The organism is Faecalibacterium sp. i21-0019-B1, assembly GCF_042852915.1.
Classification (GTDB): Bacteria; Bacillota; Clostridia; order Oscillospirales; family Ruminococcaceae; genus Faecalibacterium; species Faecalibacterium taiwanense.
Genome location: NZ_AP031425.1, coordinates 2,913,663 through 2,929,915, shown reverse-complemented (window position 1 = coordinate 2,929,915; position 16,253 = coordinate 2,913,663). Strand labels below are relative to the sequence as shown.

Below are 16,253 nucleotides of genomic sequence, written 5' to 3'. Positions count from 1 at the left end.
ATATGGCTCTTGTCAACAAGCCCAAATTTTTCTGCCGAAATTGTGCGCACCGCTAATGGCTGAAACCGTGTATACAAGAAAAAACCGGTTTTTTGCAGCTTTGCACGACTTTTCACGAAAAAATTTCCCGGAAAATTAAAAATACAGCAAAAATGCAGAAGAAAATGCCTTGACAGAGCCCAAAAAGAATGTTACCCTGTATACAAGAAGGATGCTGAAATCGAGAGTTCGGCTTTTTGAGCGTCCTGCAGAGCAAAAACGGGGCTTCCCCGCAAAGGAACAATTTGATTGGAGGACTCTATTATGGCACAGTGCACTCCCAAATCTTTTGATCTGACCGGCAAGGTCGCGCTGATCACCGGCGCATCTTATGGCATCGGCATGGCGATTGCAAAGGCAATGGCAGCCAACGGTGCAACCATCGTGTTCAACGACATCAAGCAGGAGCTGGTGGATAAGGGCATCGCTGCTTACACAGAAGCAGGCATCAAGGCTCACGGCTACGTCTGCGACGTGACCGATGAGGATGCCGTCAACGCCATGGTGGCAAAGATCACCGAGGAAGTTGGCCACATCAACATTCTGGTCAACAACGCCGGTATCATCAAGCGCATCCCCATGACCGAGATGAGCGCTGCTCAGTTCCGTCAGGTCATCGATGTTGACCTGAACGCTCCCTTCATCGTGGCAAAGGCCATCATCCCCGACATGATCGCACAGGGCGGCGGCAAGATCATCAACATCTGCTCCATGATGAGCGAGCTGGGCCGTGAGACCGTCTCCGCCTACGCTGCAGCCAAGGGCGGCCTGAAGATGCTCACCAAGAACATCGCTTCTGAGTACGGCGCATACAACATCCAGTGCAACGGCATTGGACCCGGCTACATCGCTACCCCGCAGACCGCACCTCTGCGCGAGATCCAGCCCGACGGCAGCCGTCATCCCTTCGACCAGTTCATCGTTGCCAAGACCCCCGCAGGCCGCTGGGGCGAGGCAGAGGATCTGGGCGGACCTGCTGTCTTCCTGGCATCTGAGGCTTCTGACTTTGTCAATGGCCTGATCCTGTACGTCGATGGCGGCATTCTGGCTTACATCGGCAAGCAGCCCCAGTAATGGTTGGGGATATCCCAAAGGACTGAGCACGGCGGCAGCCGGGCAGGCTTTGCCTGCTGGCTGCCGCTTTTTGTGTTTGTATGGGAAAGGATGTTGTGTTATAATGGAAAAACAGCATAAAGACGCAGTATGGGTGCCCCATGCCGAGATCGAGCCGGAGGTGTGCGGCAAGGGCGTAAAGCGCCGCATTCTGGCCTACAGCAAGGATGCTATGTGTGTGGAAAATACCTTTGAGACCGGCGGTGTGGGTGCCATGCACTGCCACCCGCACACGCAGGTCACCTACATCGTCTCCGGCCGCTACCGCTTTACCATCGGCGACGAGACCCGCGAGGTGGGCCCCGGCGACACCCTGCTCAAGCAGGACGGCGTGATGCACGGCTGTGTGTGTCTGGAAGGCGGCGTGATGCTGGACTTCTTTACCCCCATGCGCGAGGACTTTGTATAACACCTGCACCTGCAGGAGAAGATCATAAAAGGAGAAGAAACTACTATGAAGATTGCACTCATCAACGAGAACAGTCAGGCCGCCAAGAACGGCATCATTGAAACTGCCCTGAAAAAGGTAGTGGAACCCATGGGCCACGAGGTGGTCAACTACGGCATGTACGCTGCCGACGATGCTGCCCAGCTGACCTATGTGCAGTGCGGCATTCTGGCTGCCATCCTGCTGAACAGCGGCGCAGCCGATTATGTCATCACCGGCTGCGGCACCGGCGAGGGTGCCATGCTGGCCCTGAACAGCTTCCCCGGCGTGATCTGCGGCCATGTGGAGGACCCTGTGGATGCCTACACCTTTGCCCACGTGAACGACGGCAACGCCGTTGCCATGCCGTTTGCCAAGGGCTTCGGCTGGGGCGGTGAGCTGAACCTTGAGTACTGCTTCGAGAAACTGTTCGGCTTCGGCCACGGTCAGGGCTACCCCAAGGAGCGCGTGGAGCCTGAGCAGCGCAACAAGAAGATCCTGGACGGCGTGCGTGCCGCTACCTTCAAGCCGCTGATCGAGTGCCTGAAGAGCATCGATCAGGACCTGCTGAAGGGCGCTGTGGCCGGTGCAAAGTTCAGCGAGCTGTTCTTCGCCTCCTGCAAGGACGAGGAGCTGGCAGCATACGTCAAGACCCTGCTGTAAGAGGATGCTGCTATGGGCTGGCTTTATCATCTGAACGCAGGCATTACCCATGGACTGGAAGGCTTTCTGGAGACCGCAGTGCCTATGATCGCGGGCCTTGCCGAAGTGATCGGTCTGTTTATCATCGTCACCAGTCTTATCAAGGCCACCTACCACTATGTGCGGGCGACCTTCTTCCATGACCACCATGATTTCCACCACGAGATGAGCAGCGGCCTGACCACGGCGCTGGAATTTCTGATGTCGGCGGAGATCGCAAAGACCTTCCTTTTGCAGAATCTGGAGTCGGTGGTGCCGCTGGCTGCCACCTTTGCGCTGCGCGCCATGATGAGCCTGATGCTGCACTGGGAAATGCAGGGCGGACACCGCTCCGGCCGCAAAAAAGCAGAAAACGACACAGAAGCGGAAAAGAATGACTAGTGCGCAGCTGAAAACAGAGTTTTGCCAAACTTTTGCCGTGATAACTTTCTTTGCGTTGTGAAAAACGTAAAACCTTGACATGAGCCCTTGACACTTTTGCACAAAGGGACTATACTCTTGCCATCGAAAGCAAAGGCGCTGACGGAATTGATTCCGCCAGCGCCTTTTGTGTTTTCGGGGATATTGCCGCTCGGGGGAAGATAGAGGGTCTCCTGAGTGCAAATGAAGCGTTCCTGCGTGCGATCGGCACGGGGAACACCGCACACGCCAAAAGGTTCTGGTGGCCTTGCGGCATCACATTCGTGGGAGGTATGGAAAGTTATGTTCAGCTCCGTCAACACCTGTTGGACGCTCGTGGGAGCGTTCCTCGTCTACTTTATGCAGGCGGGCTTCGCCTTGTGCGAAGCCGGTTTCACCCGTGCCAAGAACACCGGTAATATTCTGATGAAGAATATGATGGACTTCTGCATCGGCACCCCGTGCTACTGGATCATCGGCTTTGGCCTGATGTTCGGCGGCACCGGCGCACTGATCGGCGGCTTCGACCCGTTCATTCAGGGCGATTACAGCCATCTGGGTCTGGATATCCCGCTGTGGGTCTACATCGTGTTCCAGACCGTGTTCTGCGCAACGGCCGCCACCATCGTTTCCGGCTCCATGGCCGAGCGCACCAACTTCAAGGCTTACTGCGTTTATTCTGCTGCGATCTCGCTGGTGGTCTACCCCATCTGCGGCCACTGGATGTGGGGCGGCGGCTGGCTGCAGAGCATGGGCTTCCATGACTTTGCAGGCTCTGCAGCAGTCCACAATGTGGGCGGTGTCATCGCTCTGCTGGGCGCATGGATGCTGGGTCCCCGCATCGGCAAGTACGACAAGAACGGCAAGCCTCACGCCATTCCCGGCCACAACCTGACCGCCGGTGCTCTGGGCGTGTTCATCCTGTGGTTCTGCTGGTTCGGCTTCAACGGCGGTTCTTCTCTGAGCCTTGCCACCGACGAGGCCATGACCATGACCGGTCTGGTCTGCTTCAATACCAACCTTGCTGCAGCCGTTGCCACCTGTGTGACCATGATTTTTACCTGGCTGCGCTACGGCAAGCCCGATGTTTCCATGACCATGAACGGTTCTCTGGCCGGTCTGGTGGCGATCACTGCAGGCTGCGATACCGTTTCTCCCTTCGGCGCATTCTTCATCGGCTTTGTGGCCGGCTTCCTCGTTGTTCTGAGCGTTGAGTTTTTCGATAACATCGCCAAGGTGGATGACCCTGTTGGTGCAGTTTCTGTCCACTTTGCAAACGGCGTGTGGGGCACCATTGCGGTGGGCCTGTTCTCCACCGGTGCCAACACTGAGCACGCAGGTCTCTTCTACGGCGGCGGTCTGGCACAGCTGGGCACCCAGCTGCTGGGCCTCGTGACCGTTGACATCTACGTTGTCGTTGTGATGTTCATTATCTTCAAGCTCATCGATAAGTTCATCGGCCTGCGCGTTCCCGCAGAGGTGGAGATCGACGGTCTGGATATCCACGAGCATGGTCTGGCATCCGCTTACGCTGGTTTCTCCATCTCCGATGCAAACTCTGCTGCCATGGTGCCCAACGAGAACACCGACCTCGGCGAGGACGATGTGACCAAGGCCACCGACAAGCAGATCAGCGCTGCCGTTCCTGTGGTGCGCGAGCCTTCGCCCGTGATCCACGATGGCGTGTACGACACCGGTATGCACAAGGTGTCCATCATTGCAAAGCTTTCCAAGTTCGATCAGCTCAAGACTGCCCTCAACGATCTGGGCGTTACCGGCATGACCGTCACGCAGGTGATGGGCTGCGGCATCCAGAAGGGCACTTCCGAAAAGTACCGCGGCGTGCCTGTGGATACCACCCTGCTGCCCAAGATCAAGGTGGAGGTGATCGTCTCCAAGATCAGCGTGGACGCTGTGGTGGAGGCCGCCAAGAAGGCACTGTACACCGGCCATATCGGCGACGGCAAGATCTTTGTGTACAACGTGACCCGCGTGGTTAAGATCCGCACCGGCGAAGAGGACTTTGCCGCCCTGCAGGATGTGGAGTAAAGCTCCAAAATCTCTAATAGCAACCAGATCAAAGGCCCTGCTTCTGCGCACAAAGAAGCGGGGCCTTTGGCATTTGTTTTACCGGGTATGTAAAAGTTGTATAATATCCTTTGCCATTCTTTGGTTGACTTTCACAGAAAAACGTGTTATGTTTTTGCCCGCATCAAAATCAGACTGCAAGATAGAGAGGGATACAACAATGAAGGAATGGTTCCTGCATTATAAGGAAGCGATCCGGGTCTCGCTGCTGGCACTGTTCCGGTGGACGCTTCTGGCTGTGTGCACCGGCGTGCTGTGCGGCGGCATCGGAACGCTGTTCCATCTGGCAGTGGAATGGGTGACCGAGCAGCGCACGGAGCATGTCTGGCTGCTATGGCTTCTGCCTGCGGCGGGCATCGCCATCACGGCTCTGTATAAGGCGACGGGCTGTGTCGGCAAGGGCACCAACGATGTGCTGCGGGCCGTGCAGGACGGCAGCTCGGTGACGCCGTGGCTGGTCCCGGCCATCTTTCTGGGCACTGTGCTCACCCATCTGTGCGGCGGCTCGGCCGGCCGCGAGGGCGCAGCGCTGCAGATGGGCGGCAGCATCGGCTGGAATATCGGCCGGGTGCTGCACTTCAACAATCATGACTGCCGCACGGCTACCGTGTGCGGCATGGCGGCATTTTTTTCGGCGCTGTTCGGTACGCCGCTGACCGCGACCCTGTTTGCGATGATGGTGGTGGATGTGGGCCTGATGCTGACCGTGGCCTTCGTGCCGGGCTTTCTGGCGGCGCTTATTGCATACAGCATCTCGCTGAAGGCCGGCATTGCGCCCACACGGTTTGTGATGGAAGCGCCGCCGCTGGATGCCCGGACGGTGGTGCGCACCGCCGTGCTGGCCATGTGCTGTGCGGTGGTGGCGGTGATTTTCTGCCAGATGCTGCACTTTTTTGAGCATGAGATCCCCAAACTGCTGCCGAATCCGTGGGTGCGGGCTGCTGCAGGCGGTGCGGCTGTGGTGGCACTGTCCTACCTGATGGGGGTGGGCCGCTATAACGGTGCCGGCATGGATGTCATTATGGATGCCGTTGAGCTGGAGCAGGCTCTGCCGTGGGACTTTGTGTGCAAAATGGTGCTTACGGTGCTGACCCTGAGCGTGGGCTTCAAGGGCGGCGAAGTGGTGCCGAGCTTTTACATCGGCGCAACGTTTGGCTGCGTGGTGGGGCCGCTGCTGGGGCTCCCGGCGGGCTTTTCTGCTGCAGTGGGTCTGGTGTGCGTGTTCTGCGGGGCGACCAATACGCTGGTGGCTTCCATTGTACTGGCGGCTGAGCTGTTCAGCGGGGCCGGGTTTGAGCTGATGGCGCTGGCCTGCGGCCTGAGCTATATGTTCTCCGGCTATCACAGCCTGTATTCCAGTCAGGGGTTCCGCACCAGCAAGCTTTTTTCGGAATTCCTGCAGCCGAAGGAAGAAAAATGAAGAAAAAATTTCATGGCTGCGTCTCTTGATTTTTTCGGCGGGACGTGCTACAATCAGCGTAGTTTCATCCTGTAAAAGCGATGATGCGGACAAACTGAGTTCCCGTTTCTCCATGACCCAGAGATGGCTGCCCCGCAAGGGCGCTGCAAGCAGCCTGTCATGTGCCGGAGCTCTACCACCGCAGAGCGCAGAGGAGAACCTCTGCCGGGTGCGCCCGTTACAGCACAGCGAGTGGCACGCAGAGGCGTGCAATTCGGGTGGAACCGTGGAACGTTTCTGATTTTTTCAGGCGCTTCATCCCGTAAGTAAGTGTGCGGGATGAAGCGCTTTTTTGTTTTACTTTATCTGTCAAAGGAGCAAACATTATGAAGATCATCTATAAGGACGGCCATGTGGACGAGTGCCCGCAGGACCAGGAACTGCACGTTATCCGCCACACCGCAGCCCACATCATGGCGCAGGCCATCAAGCGCCTGTATCCGCAGGCTGATTTCGCCTTCGGCCCCGCTACCGAGAACGGCTTCTACTACGACGTCGATCTGGGCGACCAGAAGCTCAGCGACGAGGATCTGGCAAACATCGAAAAAGAGATGCGCAAGATCGTCAAGGAGAACCTGCCCATCAAGCCTTTCATCCTGCCCCGCGCCGAGGCCGTGAAGCTGATGGAAGAGCGCAAGGAGAACTACAAGATCGAGCACATGGCGGATCTGGCCGATGAGACCGAGTTCAGCTTCTTCCAGCAGGGCGAGTACGTGGATATGTGCATCGGACCCCACCTGACCTACACCAAGGCGCTGAAGGCCTTCAAGATCACCCAGCAGTCCGGCGCATACTGGAAGAACGACAAGGAAAACAAGATGCTCACCCGCATCAATGGCGTGGCCTTCCGCAATCAGGAAGAGCTGGATGCATGGGAGAAGGAGCAGCAGGAGGCCCGTGAGCGCGATCACCGCAAGATCGGCAAGGAAATGGGCCTGTTCATGACCGACGATCTGGTTGGCCGCGGCCTGCCCATGTTCCTGCCCGCAGGCTACACCGTCTGGCAGGAGCTGGAGAACTATATCAAGGAGAAGGAGCGTGCACGCGGCTACCTGCACGTTATGACTCCCTGCATTGGCACTGTGAACCTGTATAAGACCTCCGGTCACTGGGATCACTACCGCGAGAACATGTTCCCCGCCATGGAGATGGAGGGCGAGAGCTATGTTCTGCGCCCGATGAACTGCCCCCACCACATGATGATCTACGCAAATCGTCCCCATTCTTACCGTGACCTGCCCATGCGCATCGGTGAGATCGCCCACGATTTCCGTTACGAGTCCTCCGGCACCCTGAAGGGCATCGAGCGTGGCCGTCACTTCTGCCAGAACGATGCTCACCTGTTCTGCACCCCGGAGCAGATCAAGAGCGAGGTCGCAAACGTGTGCGACCTGATCTTTGAGGTGTACAAGGACTTCAACATTACCGATTACCGCTGCGTGCTGAGCCTGCGTGATCCTGCCGATAAGAAGAAGTACCACGACGATGATGCCATGTGGAACCATGCAGAGCAGGCCCTGCGCGAAGTGCTGACCGAGCTGGGCATCCACTTCACCGAGGAGATCGGCGAGGCTGCCTTCTACGGCCCCAAGCTGGACGTGAACGTCAAGCCCGCCGTGGGTGCCGAGTACACTCTGTCCACCTGCCAGCTGGACTTCTGCCTGCCCGCAAAGTTCCACCTGACCTACGTGGACAAGGACGGCACCGAAAAGACCCCCGTGGTGCTGCACCGCGCCATCCTGGGCTCTCTGGACCGCTTCATGGCTTACCTGATCGAAGAGACCAAGGGCAAGTTCCCCACCTGGCTGGCTCCCACGCAGGTCAAGGTGCTGCCCGTCTCCGAAAAGACGCTGGACTACGCCGAGGGCGTGACCGAAAAGCTGGTGGAAGCCGGTGTCCGTGTTGTGCTGGACGACGACAACCAGAAGATCGGCTACAAGATCCGCGAGGCACAGCAGGTGGACCGTGTGCCTTATATGCTGGTTCTGGGTGCCAAGGAAGCCGAGGCAGGCAACATCTCGGTGCGTGACCGCAAGGGCGAGACCACCACGATGGAGCTGGATGCATTCATCGCAAAGGTGACTGCCGAGATCCGCAACCGCAGCCTGTAAGCAGACACTGCAAAACACAAAGCGCCGCTTTCCCGGCAGGGGAGAGCGGCGCTTTTTTGCTGCAGCGAAACGCCAAAGGCCGCTGCTCAAATGGAAACAGCGGCCTTTGGCGTTGGATGCTTTATAAAAAGGAAATCAGGCATTTTCCTTCTGGACGCTCTTGACGGCCAGAGCCTTGGCGGGCTTCATCAGCAGCACGCACACGCCGTTGAAGAGAACGGAACCCACGATGAAGGTGATGAAGAACTGGGGCAGGTGGGTGGCCAGAGCGGTGGTGTCGATGCAGGCCACAGTCAGGTAGGCAAAGCCCACGTTGTTCAGCACCTTGGGTGCGTAGGGGTGCAGGATGATGAGGATGAACAGAACCACGGCCAGCGGGATGAGGAAGCCGAAGAAGCCGCCCAGCACCGGGGTCAGGGCCGTGATGGAAAGCAGAGCAATCACAGTGAGGATCAGACCCACAAGACCACCCAGCTCGACGGTGACGAAGCGATCCTTCACATCGCCTTCCAGCGTGAACATCATGATATTGCTCAGAAAGATCAGCCAGCTGTACTCCAGACCGGTCACATGGATGATGGCATTGGCGATCAGGATCCACACCAGCAGCATCAGGCGGAAATACAGCAGAAAGCGCTTGGTAACGGCTTCATTCATGATAAAATACCTCTTTCTTGATCGTATTGGAAAGCTTTGCTTTCACTAAAGGACGCTTTTTGACAGGTAAAACCTGCATTGATGCCGCCATTATACAATATTCACATGGCAAAAACAATACTTTTACAAGAATAAATTGCATATTTTGGAAATTTTAACTTGCGGAACGAAGGGACGATTGAAAAATGGCAGAGCGAGGCGGAGCCATTTCAAATTGTTTTTCTGTCCAAAATGGAGTATAATGAGACAATAAATATTCTGCCGCGGCTGCGGCTCAGATACGGGAGGAACCTTATATGAACAAACCGGTACTGGTGGTCATGGCGGCTGGCATGGGCAGCCGCTACGGCGGCATGAAGCAAATCGACCCGGTGGGGCCGAACGGTCAGGTGATCGTGGATTATTCCCTTTACGATGCCCGCCGCGCAGGCTTTGAGACGGTGATCTTTGTTATCAAGCATGAGATCGAGGATGCTTTCAAGGCAGCCATCGGCGAGCGTGTATCCAAGGCCATGAACGTGAAATACGCCTTCCAGCAGCTGGATGAGCTGCCCGCAGGCTTTGCCGTGCCGGAGGGCCGTGTCAAGCCCTGGGGCACCTGCCACGCCGTTCTGGCGGCAAAGGACCTCATCGACGGCCCGTTTGCAGTCATCAATGCCGATGATTATTACGGCCCGGAGGCCTTCCGGGTGATGTATGATTACCTGTCCACCCACGAGGACGGCAGCTATTACGACTACTGCATGGTAAGCTATCTGCTCCGGAACACTGTCTCCGAGAATGGCAGCGTGGCCCGCGGCGTATGCGTGACCGAACCCGACGGCACTCTGCACAGTGTGACCGAACGCACCCGCATTGAAACGTACGAAAACGGCGTACACTTCACCGAGGACGGCGGCGCAAGCTGGACCGACCTGCCTGGCGATACCCCGGTGAGCATGAACCTGTGGGGCTTTGGCAAAAGCTTTCTGGACGAAGCCGAGCAGCGCTTTGCGGGCTGGCTGACCGAAAATCTGCCTAAAAACCCGCTCAAGTGTGAGTATTTCCTGCCGCTGGTGGTCACGGAACTGATCGAAGAGGGCAAGGCAAAAATTCAGGTGCTGCGCAGCACGGATAAATGGTACGGCGTTACCTACCGTGAGGATAAGCCGCTGGTGGTGGAAGCCATCGCCCGCAAAACGGCAGAGGGCCAGTACCCGGAAAATCTGTGGGCCTGACCATTTAAAATGCCCTCCGCTTGGCTCTGGGCACCCGGCACAACTTTTCTGTAAAAACAAAAATCGGAAACGACCACAGTCGTTTCCGATTTTTTTAACGTTTAATCACTTATTTTGTCTGGGGAGGGGTAAGGGATGCCCCTTCATCCGAGAAGATCCAGAGCGTTTCATCGATATGAGAGCCACTCCTGGAGTAGGGTGTCACCTTGACGCGGAAGGTGGTGTCGTCGGTCTTTTTATAGGTGTGCTCCACGATGTCGCCGGTCAGGACCTTGCTGCGGATATAGTTGTAGTCCAGCAGGTCCGCCAGACTCTCGCGGTAGGCGGGCTGCACCTGCGTATCACGGTACTGCTGCAGAACGGCGAGGAAAGAGCCGCCGGAGGTGTTCAGAATTTTCTGGAAATAGTCCGGGACGATCACGCCGCGCATACGGTCGGTCTTCAGATCCACAACGAACACGCTCTTGTACTTGGGGGCAAGGACCCGCAGGAAATGCTCGGCATCCCGCTTTTCGGTCAGGGTCTGCTCCAGCTTCTCGTTCAGGCCCCGCAGCTGGCGCTCCTGGCCGTTGCGGGCATAATAGGCCTGCTTGTCCTGCCGCATGGCAGCTTCGGCCTGATTCATGGCATCGTCCAGCCGGTGCAGGTCGTTGGTGCTCTGGATGCCCACCGAGATCTCATATTCCTTCGCGCGCAGGAAAGCACGCATCTTGTCCACAGCCACCCACACGCTGTAGGGCGGCTGGTTCGGGGTGAAGATCACGAATTCGTCACCGCCGATGCGGTAGATGCGGCTGGAAACAAAGAACTTGCGGGCCGCATTGGCAATGAAGCAGAGCATGGCATCGCCGCTGCGGTGGCCCAGATGGTTGTTGATCTCGTGCAGGCCCACCACATCGATGTAGGTGCACACCATGGAGTCGTATTCGCTGGACTGCAGCGTCCGCAGATCGGTCTCGAAGAGGCTGCGGTTCAGCAGGCCAGTCAGGGTGTCGTGGCTGTAGGAGAAGTCCAGCTCCTCGCTGAGATGGTCGGCCTGTGCATCCTCACGCACCACCACGGTGGCCCATGGGTTCTGGGCGCAGCAGTTGCGGCAGGGCAGAAATTCCATGGTGATCCACACGAACTGGCCGGACACGTTTTTGCGGAAGCGGTAGGCCTCCGGCTGCTGGGTGCTGAATACAGCGGAGCGCAGGGTCTCCAGATCGGTCTGGTCGGTGAACATCTCCGCGTCGTCCGGGTGAATCACCTTGTTCGTCACCATGCGCTCACAGTAAGCGGCAAAGTCCTCCTCGGTGTCCGAACCGGCACCGGGCAGGCGTGGATCCCGCTTGATGACCCGGTATTCGCCGGTGGAAAGATTCAGCAGGGAAAGCTCCAGCACATTATCCGCAAAGATCTGGTAGGCCTGCAGTGCCAGTGCGGTCTGCTCACTGTCAGAGACGGGGAACCGGCGGTCACGGCGCAGCAGGTCGCGGCGCATATCCCAGTAATCCTCGCTGTTGGGCTGGGCCAGCAGGGCCTCAGCATTCTCCACCGGCATGGGCTTGTAGAAATAATAGCCCTGCGTATACAGGCAGTCGGCGGCCTGCAGCATGGAGACCTGCTCCGGCGTTTCCACGCCTTCGGCGATGATGGGCAGATTCAGGCGGTGGGCCATATCCACCACCGATTCCACGATCTGCACGCCCTTGCTGCGGTTTTGCTGGTTCATGTCGATGAGCTTCATGTCCAGCTTGATGGCATCCACGTTGGTGTCCTTGAGCATATTCAGCGAAGAATAGCCGCTGCCAAAGTCGTCCATCATCACAGAGAAACCTTTGCGGTGCAGGCCCTGGATGGTGTTTTCCACCAGAGAAGCGTTTTCGGCCAGCATGGTCTCGGTGATCTCGGCCAGCAGGAGCTTAGGCTCCAGCTGATACTTTTCCACAAGGTTGGAGAAGATCTGCGGTACGTCCAGATTGACGATATCCACCACAGAAACGTTCACAGATACAGGCACAAGATTGCTGCCGCTCTCCTGCCACTTGTGCAGGGTCTTGCAGACAGACTCCCAGATGTACTGATCCAGCTGGGTCACAAGGCCGGTGCTTTCCAGCAGGGGCATGAACTCAGACGGGGGCACGCAGCCGCGGGTGGGGTGGTTCCAGCGCACCAGTGCTTCCATGCCCACGATGGCGCGGGTCATGCTATTGCACTTGGGCTGCAGAAAGAAGCAGAACTCGTGATTTTTCAGGGCGTGCTCCAGCTCGCTCAGCAGCTGACGCTGCTTCTTGAGACGGCTGAGCATGGCCGGAGTAAAGGGGTGCATACCGCCTACGGCCGGGCTGGGGTCTACCGATGCGATCTGTGCAAGTGCATCGGGTTGCAGTGCGCCGACATTTTCATTCGACTTCAGTTCTTCGGACATGATAAATCCCTCGCTGTTGGATGTTTTCGACAAAATATGGCATTTTAGAAAACAGTATAGCACGATTTTAAACCTTTGAAAATAGATATTTAAAACATTGCGACATTGCGGCAAAAAAGAACGGAACGCCGGACGGGTCCGGAAGGCGGGGCATAAAAAGACCGCTGCATTCCTGTGCAGCGGTCTTTTGGGCAGCAGTCTCAGGCATCCTTGCGGGTGTCGGAGCCGTTTTTCTTCGGTTCTTCTTCGGGGCTTTCCCGGCGGGCAAGACCAAGGCGCAGGGCCTTGAGGGTGGTCTTTTTTACGCCATGCTTCAGGCCGGGGAAGGCGCGCAGCATGCGGCGCGGGCCAACGATGCGGGGGGTGCGCAGCAGCTGGGCCTGCATTTCATCGCTGCGGGCCTGCAGCTCCTCGGCCAGCTGTTCCAGACGCAGCAGCTCGGCGGCGCGCTCCATCGTGCCCTTGGCGGCCAGCTGTGCAGCCTTGGCGGCTTCGGCCGTGTTGAGCTTGGCGATCTCGGAAGCACGCTTTGCGGCCTCGCGGGCCTCTTCGGTCTTGGCACGGACGGCGGCCAGCGTTTCACGCAGGGCGCGCTTTTTCGGTGCGGCTTCACGGGCCTCGGCGGCAGCAAGCTTGAGCTGCAGGCGCTGCTCGTCCAGCTTCTGGTCGGCGTTCAGGGTGGTAGTGCCCAGCAGCTGGGTCATGGCATCGCTGACGGCATGGATACTGTCAGCCAGCTGCTCCATGGCATCCAGCGTCTTGGCCAGACCGGAGGCGGCAAAGGCCGTAACGACTACGTCTGCCGCGTAGACTGCATAGAGCACACACATAACGACAAAGCCCACAAAGGGCGGGACCATATCCACAAGACCGGCGACGACCGGGTGGACGATGCGCATGACCACCAGCGTGCCCACGCCCCACAGCAGGCTGAATTCCAGACAGATGTAGCCGCCGATGTTGAAGGGAAAGTCGCTGTAGTCCCACCAGCGGGTGTGATAGAGCTTATACAGTGCCCAGCCGCCTACCAGTTCCAGCGCACTGGGCAGGATGACACCGCCGATGTACAGCAGCAGGACGCTGCCCTGCAAAGGGGTCAGGGCGAACAGCACGATGACCATGCCGAAGCCGTAAATGGGGCACACCGGGCCGTTGAGAAAGCCGCGGTTCACCAGCTGACCGGTGGTGGCGGCGGCAAAGATGACCTCCAGACACCAGCCGGTGCAGGAATAAATGAGGAAGAAGGCCAGCACATGATACAGCGAAAAGCCGCATACTGTGGTGGTCGTGAGAAAGTTGAGCATAAAACACCTCCTGTGAGAATCATGCTGCTGTGCAGGTCAGTTCTGTTTTTGTACGATCTTGTATTCATCGCCCGGCTCAAAGAACGGGCAGGCAGCTGTGCTGCGGGAAAGATAGCGGGCCATCTCGTCCTCGTCCAGACAGCCGCCCTGAGCACAGTACCAGCTGCCGTACTCGTCCTGCACATTGTTCAGGCAGATCTCGCAGGGGTCATTCATTGCCTTCGCCTTCCTGTGCAGCCTCGGCCGCTTCGCGGGCCTGACGCTTGAGGATCTTCGGCTCGATCCAGGTCACGCTGGCAGGGTCCGGGTCCTTGCGGGCGATCAGGGCCTTGATCTTGATGCCCATTTCGGTGAACATGCCCTCGTGTTCGGTGCGGATGTTCCACTCCGGCTCGTTCTCATGGAGGTCAAAGGTCATCCACTCGATGTCGTAGCCGGAAGCGGGGAAGTATTCCAGACTGTCGCGGAACAGATCATCGTCGTCGGTCTTGAAGTAGATCTCGCCGCCGTCCTTGAGGAACTCACGGTAGTTGATGAGCTGGCGCGGGTAGGTGAGGCGGTGCTTGTGGGAAGAGCCGTTCTTGCTCCACGGATTGCAGAAGTTGATGTAGATGCGGCTGACCGTATCCTCGGCGGTAATGACCCCCTTGATGCGCTCGATGTCGGTGCTCATGATCTTCACGTTGTCGATGGGGCGGCCTGCAGCCTGATAGGCGGCTTCGATCTTGCGCTTGGCGAGGATGAGCACCTTATCGGTGATATCAATGCCCAGATAGTTGTTTTCCGGGTGGGCGCAGGCCAACTGGGAGATGAAGCCGCCCTTGCCGCAGCCCAGTTCCAGCACAAAGGGCTGCTCCGGGCGGGCGTACTGGGCGTGCCACCTGCCGCCCCAGATCAGCGGCTCGTGGACATGGAAATCGGCTGCCATCAGCTCGTCGTGGGCATAGGGTTTGAAACGCATTCTCATAGTTTGTTGTTCTCCTTAAAATTAACGTGGCTCGCCCTCTCAGGCGCTGACGCGCCAGCTCCCCCAAAGGGGGAGCCCTTGGCAAAGCCGGAAGGTTTTCCGTACTGCCAAAGCCTCTCCCTTTGGGAGAGGTGGCTTTGCGAAGCAAAGACGGAGAGGGCGAGGATGCTTACCGGTTTTGCTCCCGCAAAAATTCCTCCACCTGTTCCGGTGCAGCGGCGCAGCTGCCCTGACAGATGCCGGGCTTGCCGCCGCCGCGTCCGTTCAGGGCGGCGTTCAGGGCTTTGGTCAGGGCGCGCACATCGCCGTCTGCCTGCGCAATGCAGTAGCCGGTGCCCTTTTCGGTGGGGGTCAGGGCGGCGCAGAGACCGGTGGTGGCTTCGGTCAGGCGCACCGCCAGCCGGTGCAGGCCGTCCGGGTCAAGGCCGGGCACTGTGCGGATGGCATCCTCACCGGGGTTTGCCAGCTGGGCAAGTGCATCGAACAGCTGAGAACATACACCAAAGTGTGTAAACTTGAGCGCAGTATACTCATCGTAGACGCGATGCACCGCCACAGCGGTCTGGTCGGCCTTGGCCGAGAGCAGCGCCCCGATCTCTGCCTGCCGCTGGCGCATAGCCTGTGCAGCAAGCAATGCCCGCTGGCCGCACACCACGCTCAGCCGCACGCCGCCCTTGTAGTTCTCGCTGGCCAGAATTTTGATCTGTCCCACCTGTCCGGTGGTGCGGGTGTGAGTGCCGCAGCAGGCGCAGACATCCGCACCGGGAATGGTCACGATGCGCACCTGCCCTTCGATCTCCTTTTTGGAGCGGTAGACAAGGGCGGCAAGCTCCTCCCGGGTGGGGTAGCTGACCAGCACCGGCACATCCTGCCACACGATGCGGTTGGCGGCAAGCTCGGCTGCCTGCAGGCCCTCGGCAGAAATGGGCACGCTGGTGTCCATGCGCACAGCCTCGGAACCGATGTGGAAGCCCACGTTCTCGGCCCCGAACATCTGGTGCAGGATGCCGGAAAGGATGTGCTCACCGGTGTGCTGCTGCATTTTGTCAAACCGCCATTCCCAGTCGATGCAGCCGGAAACGGCAGTGCCGGGAACAGCGCTTTCCGGCAGAGCGTCCACGCTGTGCCAGAGGATGCCGTCATGCTCGTGCACATCGGTCACATTCAGCGTGGCACCGTCCGGCAGGGTCAGGGTGCCCCGGTCGGCAGGCTGACCGCCGCCCTCCGGGTAGAACACCGTGCCGTCCAGCGCAATGCGCCCGCCGCCGGTCTTTTCGTCCGGCTCTGCGGCAAGGATGATGCTCTCGCACTGGGTGCGGAAAGCGTCCTGTTCAAAATATTTTTCTGTGCGCTGCATGGC

General features: G+C 58.3%; 14 protein-coding genes. 8 read left to right on the top strand and 6 right to left on the bottom strand.

Annotated features, from left to right (window positions below; genetic code table 11):
* The first annotated feature begins 303 nt into the window (after positions 1-303).
* From ACGHP1_RS14535 to thrS, 7 genes are all read left to right on the top strand, one after another.
* Complete coding sequence (locus ACGHP1_RS14535; RefSeq protein WP_005938335.1) at positions 304-1,113, top strand: gluconate 5-dehydrogenase; 810 nt, start codon at positions 304-306, stop codon at positions 1,111-1,113.
* Between the two features lie 103 nt (positions 1,114-1,216).
* Positions 1,217-1,561 carry a cupin domain-containing protein gene (locus ACGHP1_RS14530; protein WP_005938337.1) on the top strand — a complete coding sequence of 115 codons (345 nt, stop codon included), beginning with the start codon at positions 1,217-1,219 and terminating at the stop codon, positions 1,559-1,561.
* 45 nt (positions 1,562-1,606) lie between these two features.
* Positions 1,607-2,242 carry an RpiB/LacA/LacB family sugar-phosphate isomerase gene (locus ACGHP1_RS14525; RefSeq protein ID WP_005938339.1) on the top strand — a complete coding sequence of 212 codons (636 nt, stop codon included), beginning with the start codon at positions 1,607-1,609 and terminating at the stop codon, positions 2,240-2,242.
* A gap of 12 nt (positions 2,243-2,254) precedes the next feature.
* Positions 2,255-2,662, top strand: a complete 408-nt coding sequence (locus tag ACGHP1_RS14520) for a DUF1622 domain-containing protein (RefSeq protein ID WP_097774183.1) — start codon at positions 2,255-2,257, stop codon at positions 2,660-2,662.
* A 321-nt stretch (positions 2,663-2,983) separates the two neighbouring features.
* Complete coding sequence (locus ACGHP1_RS14515; RefSeq protein ID WP_390509751.1) at positions 2,984-4,729, top strand: ammonium transporter; 1,746 nt, start codon at positions 2,984-2,986, stop codon at positions 4,727-4,729.
* A 199-nt stretch (positions 4,730-4,928) separates the two neighbouring features.
* A complete protein-coding gene (locus ACGHP1_RS14510; RefSeq protein WP_097774181.1) occupies positions 4,929-6,188 on the top strand; it encodes a chloride channel protein in 1,260 nt (419 codons plus the stop codon).
* Positions 6,189-6,553: 365 nt separating this feature from the next.
* Entirely contained in the window at positions 6,554-8,338 is a 1,785-nt protein-coding gene (gene thrS / locus ACGHP1_RS14505) for a threonine--tRNA ligase (RefSeq protein ID WP_005938348.1), read from the top strand.
* A 135-nt stretch (positions 8,339-8,473) separates the two neighbouring features.
* On the opposite strand, the gene ACGHP1_RS14500 is transcribed toward thrS, so the two are convergent.
* Positions 8,474-8,995, bottom strand: coding sequence for a hypothetical protein (locus ACGHP1_RS14500; RefSeq protein ID WP_005938352.1), 522 nt, complete (start codon positions 8,993-8,995; stop codon positions 8,474-8,476).
* Positions 8,996-9,291: 296 nt separating this feature from the next.
* Between ACGHP1_RS14500 and ACGHP1_RS14495 the strand changes: the two genes are divergently transcribed.
* The gene (locus tag ACGHP1_RS14495; protein WP_097774179.1) at positions 9,292-10,212 is read left to right on the top strand and encodes a sugar phosphate nucleotidyltransferase; all 921 of its coding nucleotides are present in this window, start codon (positions 9,292-9,294) and stop codon (positions 10,210-10,212) included.
* A 109-nt stretch (positions 10,213-10,321) separates the two neighbouring features.
* Here ACGHP1_RS14495 and ACGHP1_RS14490 read toward each other — a convergent pair whose 3' ends face one another.
* The 5 genes from ACGHP1_RS14490 to ACGHP1_RS14470 all read right to left on the bottom strand — a co-directional run bounded on the left by ACGHP1_RS14490 (position 10,322) and on the right by ACGHP1_RS14470 (position 16,250).
* Entirely contained in the window at positions 10,322-12,622 is a 2,301-nt protein-coding gene (locus ACGHP1_RS14490) for an EAL domain-containing protein (protein ID WP_390509750.1), read from the bottom strand.
* Positions 12,623-12,822: 200 nt separating this feature from the next.
* The gene (locus ACGHP1_RS14485; protein ID WP_390509749.1) at positions 12,823-13,926 is read right to left on the bottom strand and encodes a putative ABC transporter permease; all 1,104 of its coding nucleotides are present in this window, start codon (positions 13,924-13,926) and stop codon (positions 12,823-12,825) included.
* 36 nt (positions 13,927-13,962) lie between these two features.
* The gene (locus tag ACGHP1_RS14480; RefSeq protein ID WP_097777082.1) at positions 13,963-14,142 is read right to left on the bottom strand and encodes a DUF6472 family protein; all 180 of its coding nucleotides are present in this window, start codon (positions 14,140-14,142) and stop codon (positions 13,963-13,965) included.
* On the bottom strand, positions 14,135-14,893 hold the full coding sequence (trmB, locus tag ACGHP1_RS14475) for a tRNA (guanosine(46)-N7)-methyltransferase TrmB (protein WP_390509748.1): 759 nt from the start codon (positions 14,891-14,893) through the stop codon (positions 14,135-14,137). The genes ACGHP1_RS14480 and trmB overlap by 8 nt, the downstream gene beginning before the upstream one ends.
* Before the next feature lie 169 nt (positions 14,894-15,062).
* Positions 15,063-16,250 carry an alanyl-tRNA editing protein gene (locus ACGHP1_RS14470; protein WP_390509747.1) on the bottom strand — a complete coding sequence of 396 codons (1,188 nt, stop codon included), beginning with the start codon at positions 16,248-16,250 and terminating at the stop codon, positions 15,063-15,065.
* Positions 16,251-16,253 lie beyond the last annotated feature (3 nt).